20 protein-coding genes are annotated in these 17,207 nt (G+C 69.3%); 10 read left to right on the forward strand and 10 right to left on the reverse strand.

Annotated elements, in window-relative coordinates; all coding sequences use genetic code 11:
* The first annotated feature begins 67 nt into the window (after positions 1 to 67).
* Positions 68 to 286, forward strand: coding sequence for a hypothetical protein (locus tag QE388_RS02565; RefSeq protein WP_307382721.1), 219 nt, complete (start codon positions 68 to 70; stop codon positions 284 to 286).
* A 32-nt stretch (positions 287 to 318) separates the two neighbouring features.
* Here QE388_RS02565 and QE388_RS02570 read toward each other — a convergent pair whose 3' ends face one another.
* Positions 319 to 690, reverse strand: a complete 372-nt coding sequence (locus tag QE388_RS02570) for a hypothetical protein (protein ID WP_275800952.1) — start codon at positions 688 to 690, stop codon at positions 319 to 321.
* Between the two features lie 92 nt (positions 691 to 782).
* Here QE388_RS02570 and QE388_RS02575 point away from each other — a divergent pair, with 92 nt between their 5' ends.
* Genes QE388_RS02575 through QE388_RS02585 form a run of 3 tightly spaced genes read left to right on the forward strand, consistent with a single transcriptional unit; the run spans position 783 to position 4,012 of the window.
* Complete coding sequence (locus tag QE388_RS02575; RefSeq protein ID WP_275800953.1) at positions 783 to 1,322, forward strand: MarR family winged helix-turn-helix transcriptional regulator; 540 nt, start codon at positions 783 to 785, stop codon at positions 1,320 to 1,322.
* Positions 1,319 to 2,113 (forward strand): transglutaminase family protein, encoded by a 795-nt coding sequence (locus QE388_RS02580; protein WP_307382724.1) that lies wholly within the window; start codon positions 1,319 to 1,321, stop codon positions 2,111 to 2,113. Before QE388_RS02575 ends, QE388_RS02580 begins: the two co-directional genes overlap by 4 nt.
* Before the next feature lie 51 nt (positions 2,114 to 2,164).
* Positions 2,165 to 4,012 carry a DUF2207 domain-containing protein gene (locus QE388_RS02585; protein WP_307382726.1) on the forward strand — a complete coding sequence of 616 codons (1,848 nt, stop codon included), beginning with the start codon at positions 2,165 to 2,167 and terminating at the stop codon, positions 4,010 to 4,012.
* Positions 4,013 to 4,014: 2 nt separating this feature from the next.
* Here QE388_RS02585 and QE388_RS02590 read toward each other — a convergent pair whose 3' ends face one another.
* On the reverse strand, positions 4,015 to 4,680 hold the full coding sequence (locus QE388_RS02590) for a triacylglycerol lipase (RefSeq protein WP_275800987.1): 666 nt from the start codon (positions 4,678 to 4,680) through the stop codon (positions 4,015 to 4,017).
* Positions 4,681 to 4,821: 141 nt separating this feature from the next.
* Here QE388_RS02590 and QE388_RS02595 point away from each other — a divergent pair, with 141 nt between their 5' ends.
* Positions 4,822 to 6,264 carry a glycosyltransferase gene (locus QE388_RS02595; RefSeq protein WP_307382727.1) on the forward strand — a complete coding sequence of 481 codons (1,443 nt, stop codon included), beginning with the start codon at positions 4,822 to 4,824 and terminating at the stop codon, positions 6,262 to 6,264.
* Between the two features lie 163 nt (positions 6,265 to 6,427).
* Here QE388_RS02595 and QE388_RS02600 read toward each other — a convergent pair whose 3' ends face one another.
* Both QE388_RS02600 and QE388_RS02605 read right to left on the reverse strand, forming a co-directional pair.
* Positions 6,428 to 6,616, reverse strand: a complete 189-nt coding sequence (locus QE388_RS02600; protein ID WP_275800959.1) for a hypothetical protein — start codon at positions 6,614 to 6,616, stop codon at positions 6,428 to 6,430.
* 89 nt (positions 6,617 to 6,705) lie between these two features.
* On the reverse strand, positions 6,706 to 9,306 hold the full coding sequence (locus QE388_RS02605) for an MMPL family transporter (protein WP_307382730.1): 2,601 nt from the start codon (positions 9,304 to 9,306) through the stop codon (positions 6,706 to 6,708).
* A 113-nt stretch (positions 9,307 to 9,419) separates the two neighbouring features.
* Between QE388_RS02605 and QE388_RS02610 the strand changes: the two genes are divergently transcribed.
* The 3 genes from QE388_RS02610 to QE388_RS02620 all read left to right on the forward strand — a co-directional run bounded on the left by QE388_RS02610 (position 9,420) and on the right by QE388_RS02620 (position 12,349).
* Positions 9,420 to 9,992 carry a TetR/AcrR family transcriptional regulator gene (locus tag QE388_RS02610; protein WP_307382731.1) on the forward strand — a complete coding sequence of 191 codons (573 nt, stop codon included), beginning with the start codon at positions 9,420 to 9,422 and terminating at the stop codon, positions 9,990 to 9,992.
* Between the two features lie 262 nt (positions 9,993 to 10,254).
* Positions 10,255 to 11,277, forward strand: a complete 1,023-nt coding sequence (locus QE388_RS02615) for a TerC family protein (protein ID WP_058595144.1) — start codon at positions 10,255 to 10,257, stop codon at positions 11,275 to 11,277.
* A gap of 106 nt (positions 11,278 to 11,383) precedes the next feature.
* Positions 11,384 to 12,349 carry an LLM class F420-dependent oxidoreductase gene (locus tag QE388_RS02620; RefSeq protein WP_307382734.1) on the forward strand — a complete coding sequence of 322 codons (966 nt, stop codon included), beginning with the start codon at positions 11,384 to 11,386 and terminating at the stop codon, positions 12,347 to 12,349.
* 24 nt (positions 12,350 to 12,373) lie between these two features.
* Here QE388_RS02620 and QE388_RS02625 read toward each other — a convergent pair whose 3' ends face one another.
* The 5 genes from QE388_RS02625 to QE388_RS02645 all read right to left on the reverse strand — a co-directional run bounded on the left by QE388_RS02625 (position 12,374) and on the right by QE388_RS02645 (position 15,766).
* Positions 12,374 to 13,192, reverse strand: a complete 819-nt coding sequence (locus tag QE388_RS02625) for a helix-turn-helix domain-containing protein (protein WP_307382736.1) — start codon at positions 13,190 to 13,192, stop codon at positions 12,374 to 12,376.
* Positions 13,193 to 13,701: 509 nt separating this feature from the next.
* The gene (locus QE388_RS02630) at positions 13,702 to 14,193 is read right to left on the reverse strand and encodes an FBP domain-containing protein (protein ID WP_058595138.1); all 492 of its coding nucleotides are present in this window, start codon (positions 14,191 to 14,193) and stop codon (positions 13,702 to 13,704) included.
* A gap of 274 nt (positions 14,194 to 14,467) precedes the next feature.
* Positions 14,468 to 14,845, reverse strand: coding sequence for a PPOX class F420-dependent oxidoreductase (locus QE388_RS02635; protein ID WP_307382740.1), 378 nt, complete (start codon positions 14,843 to 14,845; stop codon positions 14,468 to 14,470).
* On the reverse strand, positions 14,839 to 15,369 hold the full coding sequence (locus QE388_RS02640; RefSeq protein ID WP_307382742.1) for a 2'-5' RNA ligase family protein: 531 nt from the start codon (positions 15,367 to 15,369) through the stop codon (positions 14,839 to 14,841). The genes QE388_RS02635 and QE388_RS02640 overlap by 7 nt, the downstream gene beginning before the upstream one ends.
* Positions 15,370 to 15,388: 19 nt before the next feature.
* Positions 15,389 to 15,766: a hypothetical protein gene (locus QE388_RS02645; protein WP_307382743.1), complete on the reverse strand. Its 378-nt coding sequence runs from the start codon at positions 15,764 to 15,766 to the stop codon at positions 15,389 to 15,391.
* A 168-nt stretch (positions 15,767 to 15,934) separates the two neighbouring features.
* Between QE388_RS02645 and QE388_RS02650 the strand changes: the two genes are divergently transcribed.
* Complete coding sequence (locus tag QE388_RS02650) at positions 15,935 to 16,228, forward strand: hypothetical protein (protein WP_307382745.1); 294 nt, start codon at positions 15,935 to 15,937, stop codon at positions 16,226 to 16,228.
* A 7-nt stretch (positions 16,229 to 16,235) separates the two neighbouring features.
* Here the strand turns inward: QE388_RS02650 and QE388_RS02655 are convergent, their stop codons facing one another.
* Positions 16,236 to 16,559, reverse strand: a complete 324-nt coding sequence (locus tag QE388_RS02655; RefSeq protein ID WP_307382747.1) for a hypothetical protein — start codon at positions 16,557 to 16,559, stop codon at positions 16,236 to 16,238.
* A 190-nt stretch (positions 16,560 to 16,749) separates the two neighbouring features.
* On the opposite strand from QE388_RS02655, the gene QE388_RS02660 reads away from it, so the two are divergent.
* Positions 16,750 to 17,205 carry a MarR family winged helix-turn-helix transcriptional regulator gene (locus tag QE388_RS02660; protein WP_307382750.1) on the forward strand — a complete coding sequence of 152 codons (456 nt, stop codon included), beginning with the start codon at positions 16,750 to 16,752 and terminating at the stop codon, positions 17,203 to 17,205.
* The last annotated feature ends 2 nt before the right edge of the window (positions 17,206 to 17,207 follow it).

A 17,207-nucleotide genomic window follows, 5' to 3' on the forward strand; every position in this document is an offset into this window, starting at 1 on the left:
CGGATGGCTCCGCTACGCCGATGCGATCGCGCCCGCTCTAGGCTGGGGGCAATCGAAGGGAACCGGGATGGACAGTCGTCGATCACGCCCGATGGGCGCTGCCCTCAGCGCCCTCGCCGCCCTCGTCTTTGCGACGCCGACACTGTTCCTTCCCGCCGACGCGCACGCCTCGGTGAAACTGGTGTTCATCGTGGGCGGGTCCGCGCTTTTCGCGTTCGGTGTTATCCGCGTCCGCGCGGAGGGCGCGGAAACGCGAGAGCCGAAAGATGACCGGCCGCTCGACTGAAGTCCACCCCTGTTGCGCGGGGGCAGAGAGTCTCAGGCGGCGCGGACCAGGGACCTCTGGGCCGCAGAGCGAGCCGGTGCCTTCGCGGGAGCGGTTGCCTGCTTCTCGTCGACCGTGACGTCGAGGCTCAGGCCACGCGAGGAGTTCGCGTCGTTGGCGAGGCGCTTGAGCAGTTCCTGGTCGAGGGACTCCGGCTGCTCAGAGTCGAAGACGAAACGCAGAGGAATCGCGGGCTGGAGCCAGATCGTCGATCGACCGGCGGGCTCGTCGGCGCGGTGCGTCCAGGAGAGGGTGAAGCTCTCGCCGCGGCGGAGCTTGGTCGCGGCGACGACCTTGACATGGGCGAGCATCCGGTCGTCGACCAGGATCGGCTCGGGGGTGGTTCCGTAGAACAGCTTCGCCATGATGTTTCCTCTCCTCGTTGCTTGGTTAGTAACTTACTAGGTAGGCTAGCGAATAGGCAAGCGAGATATCAGGCAGATTTCGGAGGACATCCATGACCGACATCGATGCGAGTCCCCCGTCCTACTGGTACAGCGACAGCACGGAGGACGAGCGCGGAGCGCGAGTCATGGAGGCCCTGCGCGCCTATCGCGCCGCGGAGATGTCCATGCGGCGGCGAACCCAGGCGTCGATGTCGATGGGCGAGAACGAGATGCTCGTCCTCCGTTTCCTCACGCGACGGGGCCGCCGGCACCACGACGTCACGCCGATCGATCTCGCTCGCTACCTCGGGATCTCGACGGCGTCTATGACCGCTCTCCTGGACCGGCTCGAGAAGTCCGGTCATCTCGAACGACAGCCGCACCCGAGCGACCGACGGAAAGTCCTCATCGCCGTGACAGCGCACACCGAGAGTGACATGCGTCACGTGCTGGGGAACATGCACGCGCAGATGATGCTCGCGACGCACGGCATGAGCGAGACCGAGGCTGCGGCGGTCATCCAGTTCCTCGAGCGCATGCGTGGCGCCGTCGACGGCGTCGGAACGGCGCCGATCCCGCACACGTCGGGAACCCCGGACGTGGCGGCGTGACAACTCACGTCGAGTCCCGCCTGAACCTGCGCGTCGACCACGCCACGGATGCGGTCTTCTCCCTTGCGGTCGCGCGAGGCTGGGCACGGAGTGACAACCTCACGCTGACGGTGGACGGGCGTCCGCTCGCCGCCGAAGAGATCGCGGACGAGCACGGAACCCGCCTCCATCGAGCGACGCTCCCCGAGGGAGAGGTCGTCGTGCGGTATCGCGCCGAGGTGGAGCGGCCGACCGAGCCCGTGGCATCCGATGTCGTCGACCCGCTCCGATACCTTCGGCCGAGCCGATTCATCCCGTCGGACGAGCTCGCCGCCACCGCCCTGTCGTGGTTCGGCGGCGCCACCCCCGCCGAGAGCGTGCGGAACATCCCCGACTGGGTCGCCGCGCACCTGTCGTACGTCCCCGGTTCGAGCGGCCCGACAGATACGGCGATTCACACGCTGCTTCTCCGGCAGGGAGTCTGCCGCGACTACGCGCACCTCACGGCGGGACTGCTGCGAGCGGTCGGCGTTCCCGCGCGACTCGTGTCGGTCTACGCTCCGGGCCTGAGCCCGATGGACTTCCACGCCGTCGTCGAGGCCTTTGTCGACGGCCGATGGGAGGTCGTGGATGCCACACGCCTCGCGCCCCGTCCCGAATACGTCCGGATCGCCACCGGCCGCGACGCCGCCGACACCGCTTTCCTCACGACCCTCTCGGGCGCGGCCACGCTCGAGAACGTCGAAGTCCTGGCCGTGGCGGGCGGGGATCTGTCACCCGACGATCCGGCCGCGAGCGTGCTGCTGCCCTGAATCCTCCTCGCGGTGGAGTTTCCGCCGGCTCGACCTCGCTACCGTCGAGGAATGGATGTCGCTCCGAGCCCCCGACCTCGCCACGCCACGCTCTCGGCACTGTTCGTCCTCGCGCTCCTCGTCCTGACGTTCACGGGTGCGCCGCTCGCACGCGCCGACGTCGACGACTTCACCTTCGACTCGTTCGACGCCGACATGGTTCTGAGCCGCAGTCCGGACGGACACGCGGCGCTCGAGGTGACGGAGACGATCGTCGCGCGCTTCCCCGACGAGGACCAGAACAAGGGGATCGTCCGCGTCATCCCCGACGACTACGACGGGGTCCCTCTGCACACCGAGGTCGTCTCCGTGACCGACGGCAGCGGATCGGCGGTGCCGTACGAGGTCGAGCAGAGTCGACGGGAGGTGCGAGTCCTCACCGGGGACGACACCTACGTGAGGGGCGTCCAGACCTACATCATCTCGTACACGCAGCGAGACACCATCCGTGCGTTCGTCGACACAGACGCCGACGAGTTCTACCGCGGAATCAACGGCACGGACGCCGCCCAACCGTTCGGCGAGGTCACCGCGCGACTGACCCTGGACGCCGAACTGGCAGCCGCCGCCCTCGACGGCGCCGCGTCCTGCTACCAGGGCCCGCGGGGCTCCACGACGCGCTGCGACATCTCCGCGGCGGGCGGAGGAGGGACGCCCCTGACGTGGTCCGCTCGCGCGACCGCTCTCGGGCCCGGCGAGAACATGACCATCGCCCTCGGGTTCGTTCGGGGCACGTTCGTCCCCGGCGAGGTATACCGCACTCCGCTCGAGCAGTTCTCGATCGACAACGCTCCGCTCCTCGGCGGCGTCTCGCTCGGCGCGGTCGGGCTGGGTGCCGCGGGCGTCGCCGCGGCTCTCGTGGCGCGCTGGCGGGGACGTGACGCGGCTGGGCGAGGGGTGATCGTCCCCGAATACGGTCCTCCGGACGATGTCGACGTCCTCGAGGGCGCCGAACTGGTCCAGCGGGGACGGGCCGGGGTGCCCGCCGCGATCCTCGACACCGCGATCGCCGGTCATCTCCGCATCATCGACGACCAGGTCGACTCGAAGAAGCTGATCCTCGAACTCGTTGACGCGGAGGATCCCACACCGCTTCGGCGTGGCATCCTGAACGCGGTCTTCGGCGCCGACGCGCAGCAGGGCGCGCGCGTGACACTCGGCCCTCAGAGCCAGGACGTCGCGATCGCCCTTCAGGCGCTCCCGAAGGCCGCAGCCGCCGAACTCCGACGGCGAGGGTGGACGGGACCACCACGGCACGGCCGTTCGGCGCTCGCCGTGTGCCTCTCGATCGGGGCCTTCATCGTCGCGATCGCGACTCTCATCGTCGCCGCCGCGGGCACCTCCCCGGCCTGGTGGCAGGTCGCCGCCGTCCCGGCGACGGTGGTGGCCGGCATCCTGACCTTCGTGTTCCTCCGCTACCGGGATCGGGTGACGGATGCCGGAGCCCCGGCCCGTGATCACCTCCAGGGATTGCGCGACTACCTGGCCCTGGCCGAAGCCGACCGCCTGCGCGTCCTGCAGAGCCCGGAGGGCGCGGAGCGTCGACCGGTCGACGCGGGCGATCCGACCCAGGTGCTCCACCTCTACGAGCGTCTCCTGCCGTGGGCGGTGGTCTGGGGCGTGGAGAAGGAGTGGGCGGAGGCGCTCGACACGCGCGTGCGCGAGATCGGCGACGATCTGCACTGGTACGGCGGGTCGCACGGCTTCTCGACCGCGGCCTTCGCTTCGACGTTCAGCTCCCTGCAGTCGGCGAGCGCTCCCGCCGTGTCGAGCGGCAGCTCAGGGGGCTTCTCGGGCGGATCCTTCGGAGGCGGTTTCTCAGGAGGCGGGATGAGCGGGGGCAGCGTCGGGGGCCGGTGAGCTCACTCGGCGACGCGGATGACCTCGGCGACCACTCGGGGGTCCGCGAGAACGCGGAAGTGGCCTCCCGTGGAAAGACGCACGTTCTTCGCCCCGGCCAGCTCGCTCCCCTCGGGGATGTGCGGATCGAACGCACCGTAGACCGAGGTGATGCGGGTGTTCACGTCCGCCGAGGCGGCGAGCGCGCGCATGGTCGCGTCGCCGGATCGGAAGGCGCGTAACGACGGCGTCGGCATCAGTCGGCTGTAGCGGGAGCCGCCGAAGGGGGTCGCCACGGCCACCATCGCGCGGATCCGCTCTCCCGCGGGGTCGAACGCCATGACGTGCTTGCCGATGAGACCGCCTTTGCTGTGGGCGACGACGACCACGTCCCGGAGATCGCGGGCGATCAGGAGACGGGCGACGCGCTCGGCCGACTCCGTGACGGGCCGACGGTTGCCGCCGAGTTCCGCAACGACGTGAACGGGGTGCCCGCGGTCGTGGAGTGCGCGCGCGAGAGGCTCGAGGAACCGCCAGGTCTCGTAGATGCCGGGGAGGAGGACGATCGGTACGCCGTCGCCCTCGGCGAGGGCGTCCGGGAGGCTGCTCCCGCGCAGGGCCCGGGCTTGCGCGAGGACGGCGTAGACGTAGTCCTGCGCCCACCACAGACCGTTGCGCAAGATCGACATGCGCCCATCGTGCGTCACCGGCGCGCCCACGGCCAGCGGGTTGCGAAGTGCCCGCGCGCGAGCCTCGGCGGCGCGCGGAGCCGAGAGGTCAGCACGTAGAGTCGCGGGCATGGAGACCCCCGACATCCAGGCCGACGACGCATGACCGCACTCCCTACCGGACGGCAGTTCGTGCTCACGTGGGGGATCCCCCGCGACTTCGGAGGCCTGACCGCTGCGCTCCTGCAGCGATCCCGCCTGTTCGATCGCCGAGGCGACGCCCCCGTCCACGTCCTCACCTGCGACGATCGCGAGGATGCCGCCGAGGTCGCGGCAGAGCTGACCCGTCGCGGTGCACTTTCCGAACGCGTTCGTGTCACGAACCTCTGGGACTGGTTGCGTGAGAACGATCTCCCCGGCCGCCGTGTGCGTGCGGCGGACGGTTTCGATCCCCTCCCGGAGTCGGCCGTCGAGGAGCCGGCGGGCGGACTCGCCCGGCGTCGCATCCGTGTCGACGCGAACGGAACCGTGCAGCAGGTCGACCACCTGCGCGCCGACGGCACGCTGGCCGTGAGCGACCGGCGGGACGTCCCCCGCGCTTCGGGCCGGAGGCGACGCGTCGTGATCGGCTGCGACCCCGACGGCACGCCGCGGGCAGCGTGGAACGGGGTTCGCGAGGTCTACCGTTCATGGTTGGACCACCTGACCGCAGGCGAGCGGTCCTTCCTGCTGGTCGACAGCAAGGCGATGGCGCGCTTCGCCGCGGACTACCGGCGCCCGCACGTCGTCGTGCTGCACATCGTGCACGGCTCGCACCTGACGGACGACGGGACGGCCATCCGCGCGTCCCGTGCCGAGGTGTTCGGCCGGCTCGGTGCGTTCGACGCGGTGGTGTTCTGCACCGAGCGACAGGCGCGGGATGCGCGGCGACATGCGGGACCCCTCCCCCTCCTGGCGGCGGTGGCACATCCCGTCACGATCCCGCCGGATGTCGACGTCGCCTCTCCGCGGCGCGGAGCCGTGGTCGTGTCGCGCCTGGCACCCATCAAGCGGGTCGAGGACGCGGTCGACGCTGTGCGGCTGGCGCGGCGCGACCACCCGGGTCTCACGCTCGACGTCTACGGGGACGGTCCGAGCCGTTCGCTCCTCGAGGCGCGCGCCGCTGCGGACCCCGCCATCCGCTTCCGGGGTTTTCAGCCCGCGGCCGTCTCCGCCCTGGCCACTGCCTCGGTGCTGCTGATGACGAGCCGGTCGGAGGCATTCTCGATGGTGGTGGCCGAGGCGATGGCATCCGGATGCCTGCCCATCGCGTACGACGTGCCCTACGGCCCCCGCGAGCTGATCGACGACGGACGCACCGGCTGGCTCGTGCCGGCGGGGGACGTGGCCGCGCTGGCCGACGCCGTGCGGCATGCGGCGGACCTCGACGACGCGACGCTGACTCGGATGCGTCGAGATGCGATCGCCCGCGCGCGCCTCTACGACGAGAGGGCGATCCTCGCCAGGTGGGCGCGTACCCTGCGACGGGCGGATCGTCGGCATGCGCTCCGTCGCCGCACGTGGCGATTCCGTGAGGTGCTGCGGCGCCGCCTTCGAGTTCGCTGAATCCGGTCCCAAACGCCCCGGATCGGCGTACCGTTCTTCTCACCCAGCCCCGGCATCGCCGGCGCGGATGACGCCCCTTCACCGGCGCGTGCGACGACCCTCGTCCGTCGAGCCTCTCCCCCACCTGGCTCCGGACGAGGGCCGCCGCTCTTTAGGCGGGTCGTCAGCGGTCTTCGCCGTAGGCGCGGATGCTGCGCAGATCGTCCTGCAGGTCCTCGTTCGGAAGATCGTCGTCCTCCACGGCGGCATCAGCGGAACGCTGCTCCTGTGCGCCGGCCTTCTTCTCCTCGGGTGCCGCGTCCGTGGCACCGTCCATGACGGGGGCGTCCTGTGTCTCTTCACGATCGGTCATCGTCGTCCTCCTCGGAATCGGTGATCACCGGCATCCTGACGCCCGTCGCCTGCGACCGTCCGGGGCTTGCGCGGATGGTCGCGGGATGATCAGTGCATGGGGTGGCGGCGCTCGAGGGCGGCCCCTTCGACGTCGACGTTGGGCACGATTCGGTCGAGCCAGCGGGGCAGCCACCAGGCGGAACCGCCGAGAACGTGCATGATCGCCGGAACCAGGAGCATGCGCACGATGAACGCGTCGAACAGCACGCCGAGGGCGAGTCCGAGGCCCATCGACTTGATGATGACCGAGTCGGAGGCGATGAATCCCGAGAACACCGCGATCATGATGATCGCTGCCGCCGTCACGACGGTACGACCGGCACGGAAACCTTGCGCGACGGCCAGCCTCGGTGCCGCCCCGTGTGCCCACGCCTCGCGCATTCCGGTGGCGAGGAAGAGCTGGTAGTCCATGGCGAGACCGAACAGGATGCCGACGAGGATGACCGGCAGGAAGCTCAGGATCGGCCCCGGGTTGTGCACGCCGAGCAGCCCGCCGAGCCATCCCCACTGGAACACCGCCGTGACCGCGCCGTAGGTCGCGAACAGCGAGAGCACGAAGCCAGCCGTCGCGATCAGCGGCACCAGCAGCGAGCGGAAGACCATGACCATGATCAGGAACGACAGCCCGACGACCACGACGAGGTAGATCGGCAGCACATCGGCCAGCCCCTCGGAGATGTCGATGTTGATCGCCGCGGCTCCCGCGACGCCGAGGTCGATGTCGCCGTTCACCGGCGGCAGAGCCCGCAGATCGCGCACGAGCTGCTCGGTCGACACCGCGTTGGGCCCCTCTTGCGGGATGACCTGGAACGCGGCGAGCGTGCGGTCGTCGGACACTGCGACTGGGGCCACTGCGGCCACGTCGTCCTGGGCGAAAAGCTCACGCGCGACGTCGAGCTGCAGGCCCTGCACGTCGCCCTCCGTCGTGCCGGCGGGAAGGGAGGCCGTGACGAGCAGCGGAGCGTTGGCACCCGCACCGAAAGCCTCTTCTGTCCAGGTGAAGGCCCGATAGGCGGTGGAATCCTCCGCCTCGGATCCTCCGTCGGGAAGACCGAGGCGCATCGAGAGAGCGGGAACGGCGATGACGAGCAGCGCGGCCGTGGCCACCACCATGGTGACGACGGCACGGAGCGTCGACATGGGGCGCACGGGCCGGCCCACGGTCGCGACAGGAACGGTGCCGGTCCGAGCAGCCCGGCGCGGGTGTTCGTCGACGTCGACCGAGGCCGGGCGGGTGTCGCGCCCGGAGTGCGCCGACGCGTCGGTCGCGGCTGCCGCACGGGCACGCGCCTTCTTGCTGAGGATTCGCGTGCCCGCCAGGCCCAGCAGCGCGGGAATGAGCGACACCGCAATCAGCACGGCGACGAGGACGCTCACCGCGCCGGCGGTGCCCATGAGGCCGAGGAACGGAATGCCGGTGATGTTCAACGCGAGCAGGGCGACGATCACCGTCGTGCCGGCGAACACCACGGCGTTGCCCGCCGTGCCGTTGGCCAAGCCGATGGACTCGACCACGTCGGCCCCCTGCAGAAGCTGCCGACGATGGCGGTAGAGGATGAACAGGGCGTAGTCGATCCCGACGGCCAGGCCGAGCATCACCCCGAGGATCGGGGTCACGGATGCCATCTGCGCCAGACCCGAGAAGGACAGGGTCGCCATGGCGCCGATGGCTACGCCGACGAGCGCCGTGATGATCGGGAACGACGCGGCGAGCAGCGAACCGAGCACGACGATGAGGACGATCGCCGCGATCGCGACGCCGATGGCCTCGCCGACACCGAGGATCTCGGGCACGCCCTGCGAGATCTCGGTGTTGAACGCCACGTCGGCCCCCGGAAGGGGTTCGGCGGTGAAGTGCTCGACCACGGCTTCTTTCGACGCCTCGGGGAGCTCGAGCCGGGGCTTGTCGAAGGAGACGTTGACGATCGCGGTCGATCCGTCCTCGGAGACCAGGCGGACGGCATCCGCGAACGTGAGAAGTTCGGCACCGTCGGCGAGCTGCGTCTCCTGCGCCGCGATCTGCGCGAGCCCGTCGGTCACCTGCGTTCGCTGCTGCTCGAGCGCGGCGCGCTGCTGATCGAGCTGCGCCTGCTGCACGTCGAGGGCGTCGAGCTGCGCCTGCTTCTGCGCATTCGGGAGAGGTGCCGCCTCGACCTGGGCTCGACCGGCGGCGAGTTGCTGCTGCCCCGCGTCGAGTTGGGCCGCGCCCGCGTCGAGCTGCTGCTGCCCCGCTTCCGCTTGCGTGCGCGCATCCGCGAGCTGCTGGCGACCATCGACGACCTGTTGTCGCTGGTCGTCCAGCTGCTGTTGGGCCGAGAAAGGGTCGGTGACCCGTGCCACGTCGGGGAGATCGTCCGCGGACGCGACGAGCGCACTGATCTCGCTCTTCTGCGCGTCGGTGAGAGCCGCCCCGTCGTCGGTGCGGAAGACGACCGTGCCGGAGGCCCCGCTGAAGTCGGGCAGCTCGTTCTGGAGTTTCGCGATGACGTCTCCGGATGCCGTCCCGGGGATGTCGAAACTCGAGCTGAGGCCCTTGAACCCGATGAGGAAGCCGCCGACCACGATCCCCAGGATGACGGCCCAGGCGACGATCACGGTCCATGCCCGGCGGGCTGCGAACGTCCCGAGGCGGTGCAGCAGTTCGGCCATGAAGGGTTCCTCTCGCGTGGCGCACAAGAGAGCACCGTCGGCTCCGACCAGTCGGCGTAAAGATAACACGGACCGTCTCGTCTTTTCTGGGGACCTCATTCAGAATGTGTGACATGGCTCTTCCGCGCAGTGGCCCCGTTCGCAGTGAGGCCGCCCGCCTGGCGATCCTCGAGGCAGCGGCAGCGCTGTTTGCCGAAAGCGGGTACGACCACCTCACGATCGAGGGCATCGCGCGGCGCGCGGGCGTCGGGAAGCAGACGATCTATCGCTGGTGGTCGAGCAAGGGAGACGTGATCGCCGAGGCGATCCTCGAGGGTCACCTCCTGGACGGTCGCCGTCACCTTCCCGACACGGGCGACGCACGCGCCGACCTCGCGGCGTGGCTCACCGAGCTGTTCGCCCTGCGCGCGAGCCCCGACGGAGAGGGGCTCCTACGATCGTTCGTCGCCGCGGCCGCGGAGAACGCCGAGATCGGCCGCCGCCTTCGCGAGGCCATCCTCGCCGCGCCCCTCATGGAGCGTCTGTCGCAGGCGATGGGCGGAACGAGCGGGGCGCGCCTCGAGGCGGGCGCGGAGGCACTGCTCGGCGCGGTGATCCTGCGAGCGCTCAGTCGCGAGGACTTCGACGCCGACGACATGCGCGCCCTCGTCGACGTCGTCACGAGCGGGTCGCCCCCAGTCCCCTGACCCGAGGACAGTGACGCTGCACGACCCGTACACGGCACCCGCACGGCGACCCCTCCACGGACTAGCACAGCGCGCGGATCGAGGTCCAGCCCCCGCGTGGTGACGCGCGTCCGCTAGAATCGCATTCAGCAAGGGGAGTACTCCCACCGCGACGTTCTCGTCAATACGGCCACGCCATCGTGGACCCGGGACGTCGGCCCATCTCACCGGGTGGAGGAGACCTTGGTGTCTTGTCGTACACCTATTTCCCTTGGAGGTCTCCATGGGCGTCACCCCGCTCATCTGGATCATCACGATCGCCGTGACGATCGCGTTCTTCGTGTTCGAGTTCTTCGTCCACGTCCGTAAGCCCCACGAACCGACCATCGGCGAATCCGCCCGATGGTCCGCCTTCTACATCGGTCTCGCCCTGCTGTTCGGGGTCGGCATCGGCGTGTTCTCGGGCTGGACCTACGGCGGCGAGTACTTCGCCGGGTATCTGACCGAGAAGGCGCTGTCGATCGACAACCTCTTCGTGTTCCTGATCATCATGACCGGGTTCGCGGTGCCCAAGAAGTACCAGCAGAAGGTGCTGATGATCGGCATCGTCATCGCGCTCATCATGCGCGGAGGATTCATCGCCGTCGGCGCGGCTCTCATCGAGAACTTCTCGTGGATCTTCTACCTCTTCGGCGCGCTCCTGCTCTTCCTCGCTTACAAGCAGGCGTTCTCCCACGGCGACAGCGACCCCGCCAACGGCAAGTTCATGCAGTTCGTGCGGCGCATCCTCCCCGTCAGCGAGGAGTACAACGGCGACAAGATGACGGTGCGCAAGGACGGCAAGCGGTTCGTCACGCCCATGCTGCTGGTGATCATCGCCATCGGCTTCATCGACCTCGTCTTCGCCGTCGACTCGATTCCGGCGATCTACGGTCTGACGAAAGAGGCGTACATCGTCTTCACCGCCAACGCCTTCGCCCTGATGGGCCTGCGTCAGCTGTACTTCCTGATCGGCGGTCTGCTGGAGCGTCTGGTCTACCTGGCACAGGGCCTGGCCGTCATCCTCGCGTTCATCGGCGTCAAGCTCGTCTTCCACGCCCTCCACGTCAACGAGGTGCCCTTCATCAACGGTGGTGAGCCGCTGCTGTGGGTGCCGGAGATTCCGATCTGGTTCTCGCTGCTGTTCATCGCCGCGACGGTCGCGGTGGCGACCTGGCTGAGCCTGCGCAAGACGCGCAACGACGCCCAGAAGGCGGATCGAACGACATTCGACGACGAGAAGGTGATCCACGCGCCGGAGGATTGACTCTGCGCCGACGGGCCCGTGGCGCACGCCGCGGGCCCGTTGCCGCATCCGACGCCGACGCGCAACCCCGGCGAGCGCCATACGCGTGCGGCCTACCGTGGCCCGCATGACGCGATTCGGGTACACCCTCATGACCGAGCAGAGCGGCCCCCGGGCCCTCGTCGATTACGCCGTCGGCGCCGAGCGAGCGGGCTACGACTTCCTGGTCTCCAGCGACCACTACTCCCCCTGGCTCACCAGCCAGGGTCACGCGCCCTACGCCTGGACGGTGCTCGGGGCGGTCGCGCATGCCACCTCGGACGTCGAACTGATGACGTACGTGACGTGCCCGACGGTGCGATACCACCCCGCGGTCGTGGCGCAGAAGGCGGCGACGCTGCAGCTGCTCTCGGAGGGGCGGTTCACTCTCGGGTTGGGCTCCGGCGAGAACCTCAACGAGCACGTCGTGGGCGAAGGCTGGCCCGCGGTGCACGCCCGTCAGGACATGCTCGTCGAAGCGATCGAGATCATCCGCGCCCTCCACACCGGCGACCTCGTGACCTACGACGGCGAGTACTTCCGCGTCGATTCGGCCCGCGTGTGGGACGCCCCCGAGGGCGGAGTCCCGATCGGGGTCGCGGTCTCGGGCGAGCACTCGATCGAGCGCTTCGCGCCGCTGGGCGATCACCTCATCACGACCGAGCCCGACGGGGACATCGTCGAGGGGTGGGACCAGCACCACGAAGGCGAGTCCCGCAAGATCGGGCAGATCCCGATCAGCTGGGATCCTGACCGGGATGCCGCTGTCGCCCGCGCTCACGACCAGTTCCGCTGGTTCGCCGGAGGGTGGGCTGTCAACGCCGACCTCCCGACACCCGCCGGCTTCGCGGGGGCCTCGCAGTTCGTGCGCCCCGAAGACGTCGCCGACTCGATCGCGTGCGGTCCAGACCTCGACGAGCTCGCGGAGAGCGTGCGCCCGTTCATCGATGCGGGGTTCACCGATATCGCGATCGTGCAGGTCGGAGACGAACAGCAGCAGCGGTTCGTCGACGAGATCGCCGCCCCTCTTCTCGAGAAGCTCCGCGCGCTCTAGGCCCGGCGGCGCCGGGCACATCCGTCAGTGCGGCGTGTGCCCGGTCTCGCGCACCCACTGGTCCAGCCGCCACGGCGGGATGCGGAACACACGGGCGACGTCGGCGAGCGCATACCCGCCCTCCACGACGGAGGCCACCGCGAACTCCTGGAGCGAGCGGAAATCCCGTCCGGCCAACGCGCCGGTCCGCAGATCCGCGAAGGTCCGGGGGGCCGGTTTCGCCGAGGCACCCGGAGCCACGAAGACGTAGGCGGACTTCTTTCTCATCCCATTGGCGAGCGCGTAGTCGTGGGCGTGGGTTGCCGCGGGCGTCGACGTCATGCGCGCCGACGGAACGACGACCTCGTCCGTCCCGAGCGGTTCCTGCGGCACCCAGGGTGCCTGCGGAAGCGGGCCGCCCCAGACCTTCTCCGCGGGCTGGAACGGTGGAACGTCCGATGCACCCCTCACCGGATGCCGCTCATCAGGCACCTCGACTTCACGCGCTGTGTCGCCCGAAGCGGTGACCCAGGGGGCCGGGGGAATCTCTCCTCCCCACACGACGGGGCTCGGCACGACGTACGGGCTCAGGGGCTCGGCATCCGCACCGTTGCTCGCCGTCTTCGTCGCGTCTTCGAACAGGTCGGCGAGACCGATCTCGAAGGTGTCGGCGATCGCTACGAGCGTGGCCAGCGAGGGTGCGGCGCGGCCCGACTCGACGGCGCGCAGTCGACTCTCCGAGAGTGCTGACTCGAAGGCGAGGTCGCTCAGCGACATTCCTCGACCTCCGCGGAGGAGCCTGACTCGATCGGCGAGCGCACGGAGGACCTCGTCGAGACGGTCGGATTCGAGGTCTTCACTCATCGCTGCTCCCTCACCGCGGGTGCATCTGCGACAGGGGCATCGTCCCCCCACTGCGGCAGACGCCGCTGCTGAACGCGGACCAGCCGTGAGATGGTCGCCAAGGAATACCCTCCCTCGACGAGAGCGGCAGGTGCCGCGGCGAGAGCGGCATGGTTCTTGGGCACCCCCGATGCCCTCCCCGGTTGCTCGCCGAAGGACACGTCGACCAACGCTCTCCCCTCAGGCGTCGAGTATTGCGAATGGATGCCCGGGGGAGACACTGAAGATTACCGCGAGAGCGGCGCGGACGGGAAGGCCGTCCGTGACGAGCACGCCCTGGAACACATCGCCCGGGATCGTGGCATCCCGCACAACAGGCAATGCCTCGGCTCCCGGAGGACTTCGACGCCCGTCGGAGCGCGGGGCGGTTGCCGGAGCGAGCGATGTCGTGGACGCGGGTGCGCACGCGCTCACCGTCCTGCCCGCATCCCCGCCGCCCGATCGTGCGGAACGGCGGGGCATCGGTGTCGTCAGGCTCCGTCGCGCAGGTCGCGGAAGAAGCTGTCGACGTGCGCGCGCAGACCCTCGATGCGGCGGTCCCGTGCGGCCGCGGCATCGTGCCCGAGGTACGCCGGAGGATCGAGACGCCGGACGTTCCGCGAGCACTCGAAGTTCGCGCAGAGCAGGGTGCCCACGGTGTTTCCCGCGCGGCCCGCCTTGCCCGCGCGCCGAGCGGCGAAGAAGACGACGTCGTTGGGCAGCGTCACGTCGGCGCACCAGGAGCACTGCGGACGTGACCGCGTGGGCTGCTCGGCCTGGCGCAGTTGCAGACCGACCGGCTTTCCGTCGATCTCGGCGACGACGAACCCGAGGAGGGGCGTCTTGGGGTCGCGCCAACCGAAGTAGTCCAAGCGGTCCCAGTCGTTCCCGTCGAGATCGGTGGGGATGACCAGGGCGCTGCGTTCGCGCGTCGAGACATTGACGAACGAAGAGCGTACGGAGGCAGGGGTGAGAGCGTGCATGAAGGAATCCCGTCGATGGGCTGCGCGACCATCAGCCGTGCAGCAGAATGCCGCGCGCAGCAGTGCTGCACGCGAGCGGAGACCCGGCCGCCCGAGGGGGGCGGTGGGCGGAAGGGCGCGACCCCAGATGTCGGGCCCGCGCCGGCGCCGGTCAGCCGGCGAGAGAAACGGCGCGGTCGGCGCCTCTGCCGCCGGCGTTTCGCACGCCGACGACCCCCTCACGCCCGGTGGGCATCGACGAGGAGACGGGGGACATGTCTCCAGGGCACGCCGCTCAGGCGCGGAACGGCTGAGAGCCCAGGACGCGCTCGACGGTCATCTCGAGCACGACGCGCTCGGGGTTGACGCGCGGCTGGCGGTAACGCGCCGCGTACAGCTCGACGGCGTGTGCGACCGCCTCGGGGTCGTCGGTGACGCGTGCCGGACCCTCGAAGCTGATCCATCGAGCCCCGTCGACGGAGCACACCGCCGCACGGCCGCTGCGCTCGGCGTTGACGAACTTCTGCGTCCCACGGGATCCGATGATCCTCACGACGCCGCCCTCGTAGGTGAACCCCACGGGCACGGCGTGGATCCTCCCCCGTCGCCCCACGGTCGACAGCGTCGCGAGGTGGTACTCGCGGAGGAAGGAGAGCGCATCGTCGGTCAGCACGGTTCCAGGGTGCCACTTCCGGCTATGTGCGTGATGGTGCGGTCGGCGGCATCCCAACGCCGAAGGCACGTCGCGCGCACGGGTAGCTCTCCTCCCCCGGCCGCGGACACGACCGTCAACGCCTCGGCAAGACGCTCGAGAGGAACGCGGCGCGCGAGAGTGACGTGGGGCGTCCATGCGCCCGGAGCGGTGTGATCGCCCTCGCCGATCGATCCCGCCTCGGCGTGGATGGCGGCGTGCAGGCGCAGCAGGGCCGCCGACGGAACGACCGAACGGGCGAGCACTCGGCTCCGTCCCAGGCCGAAAAGCACGGGAGCCCCGAGCGTCAGGCCCAGGGGCAGCCCGTCCTCGAACGTCGAACCGTCGATCTCGTTCAGGGAGGAGCGCACCAGCATCGTCACGTGCGGGCGATTGCTCGCGCCCGTGTGCTGCGCCTGACTGGGCAAGCCGGCCGCGAGCAGGGCGTCCCACTCGCGTCGCACCGCGGCATCCGATGATTCGTCGAAGGTGAGCTCGAGGCTCACGACGGACTTCATACGTATGTCAGCGCGTAGACCACCACGCCGCGGCCACGAGCGCGGGCTGGAAGAACAGTCGCGTGAAGCGCTTGCGGTCCGTGTCGAGGCCGAACGCCGAGCGCCGCTTCCGCCATTGATCGATGTTGCCGGGGAAGATCGCGACGAAGAAGGCCGCGAGGGCCGCGCCGATCCGTCGGCGTTCCCGGGGAAGAGCGATCAGAGCGAGGCCGAAGCCCGCTTCGACGACCCCTGATGCCACGACCACCAGGTCGCGATCGAGGGGAAGCCGTTCCACGAGAGCGTCGGGCACCTGGGCCTGGAAGTCGCGACGCGCGAACGTGAGATGCGAGACCCCGGCGAGGATCATGGCCGCCGCAAGCGTCCACCGTATGAACGATTTCATGACCTCACCGTAGGCTCCGCCGCACACGTCGAGGGCGGGCTTGACGGGCGGGCGCACCGCAGGGCGAACCCGTCACCAGCGCCTACGCGAGGGGGTCGGTTCGCGCAACCCCCGGCCTCCGCCCGCAGGACGGCGTTTGACTGTGACCACCAGCGAGAGGAGGAGCGCGTGACCATCACGGAGATGCCGCCGGCGGCGACCGATGACGCGGATGCCGACACCCTCCTCACCCGCGCCTCAGCGGGAGATCGAGACGCCTTCGGCGCGTTCTACGACCTCACGGCTCCCCGCATCCATGCCGTGCTTCTGGTCCTGACGCGGAATGCGACACGGTCCGCGCTTCTTCTCGAAGAGGTGTACATCGAGGCGTGGGAGCACGTCGTGGCGCGGGGCGTCCCGCGGTGCCCGGCGTGGCAGTGGGTGTCGCTGATCGCGCACCGTCGCGCCGTCGCTGCGGTCTGACCCGGACCTAGGCGGGCAGTGGGGCGGACCGTTCCGTCGCACCGATGTCGACGGTCAGTCCGCCGGACGAGTTCGCCGAGTTGGCGTACGCCTGGAGCAGAGACGGATCCAGCATCTCGGGCTCACTATCGCCGAAGACGAAACGCAGCGGGATCGAGGGCTGGAGCCAGATCGTGCTCCGTCCCACGGTCTCGCCTTCGGGATGCCGCCACGAGAGGGTGAAGCTCTCCCCCCGTCGGAGCTTCGTCGCGATCACGACTTTGACGTGCGCCAACACGCGGTCCGGCATCTGGATGGGGTCCGCGGAGGACCCGTAGAACAAGGAGCCCATCGCGGGCCTCCTTCCGGAGTTCGTCGTAACAAAAATTTTACTAGATTCCCTAACTATCTCCTAGTGCGAAGAGTGATTTTTCCACGTCCCGAAATGAACTATCCGCTATCCCGCGAGATCCATAGGCATGCGTGATTCTCGTTTACCTAACTAGACTGTGCGATCGGGCGGTCCGGGCGACAGGAGAACGATGACAATCGTGGAGAACGACGACCCTTCGACGGTTGCCGCCCGCGCCGTCGAGCGTCTGCGCCTGGCCGAGGCACGCCTCGCCCGTCGACGCCAGACCGGTTGCGGCCCGAGCGAGAACGCCCGGGCAGCGATGAGGTTGATCCTCGAGCGCGCCGATGACGGACAGACGGTGACGCCGACGGAGATCGCTCAGGCGCTCGGGGTGTCGACCGCATCGGTGACAGGGATGCTCGACCGGCTCCACGCCGGCGGCCTGATCGGGTTCATCGCGAACCCGGACGACCGGCGCAGCAAGTTCGTCGTGCCCTTCGATCGATCAGTCGACGCCGACGCCATCGATCCCGTCACCGCGCGAATCCGAGAGTTCGCTCTCACTCTCCCGGCGGACGCGGCCGACCACATCGCGACGTTCCTCGACCAGGTGCGCGAGGTCGTCGACGCCGAATGCCGCTGAAG

Source organism: Microbacterium sp. SORGH_AS_0969 (assembly GCF_030818255.1).
GTDB lineage: Bacteria > Actinomycetota > Actinomycetes > Actinomycetales > Microbacteriaceae > Microbacterium.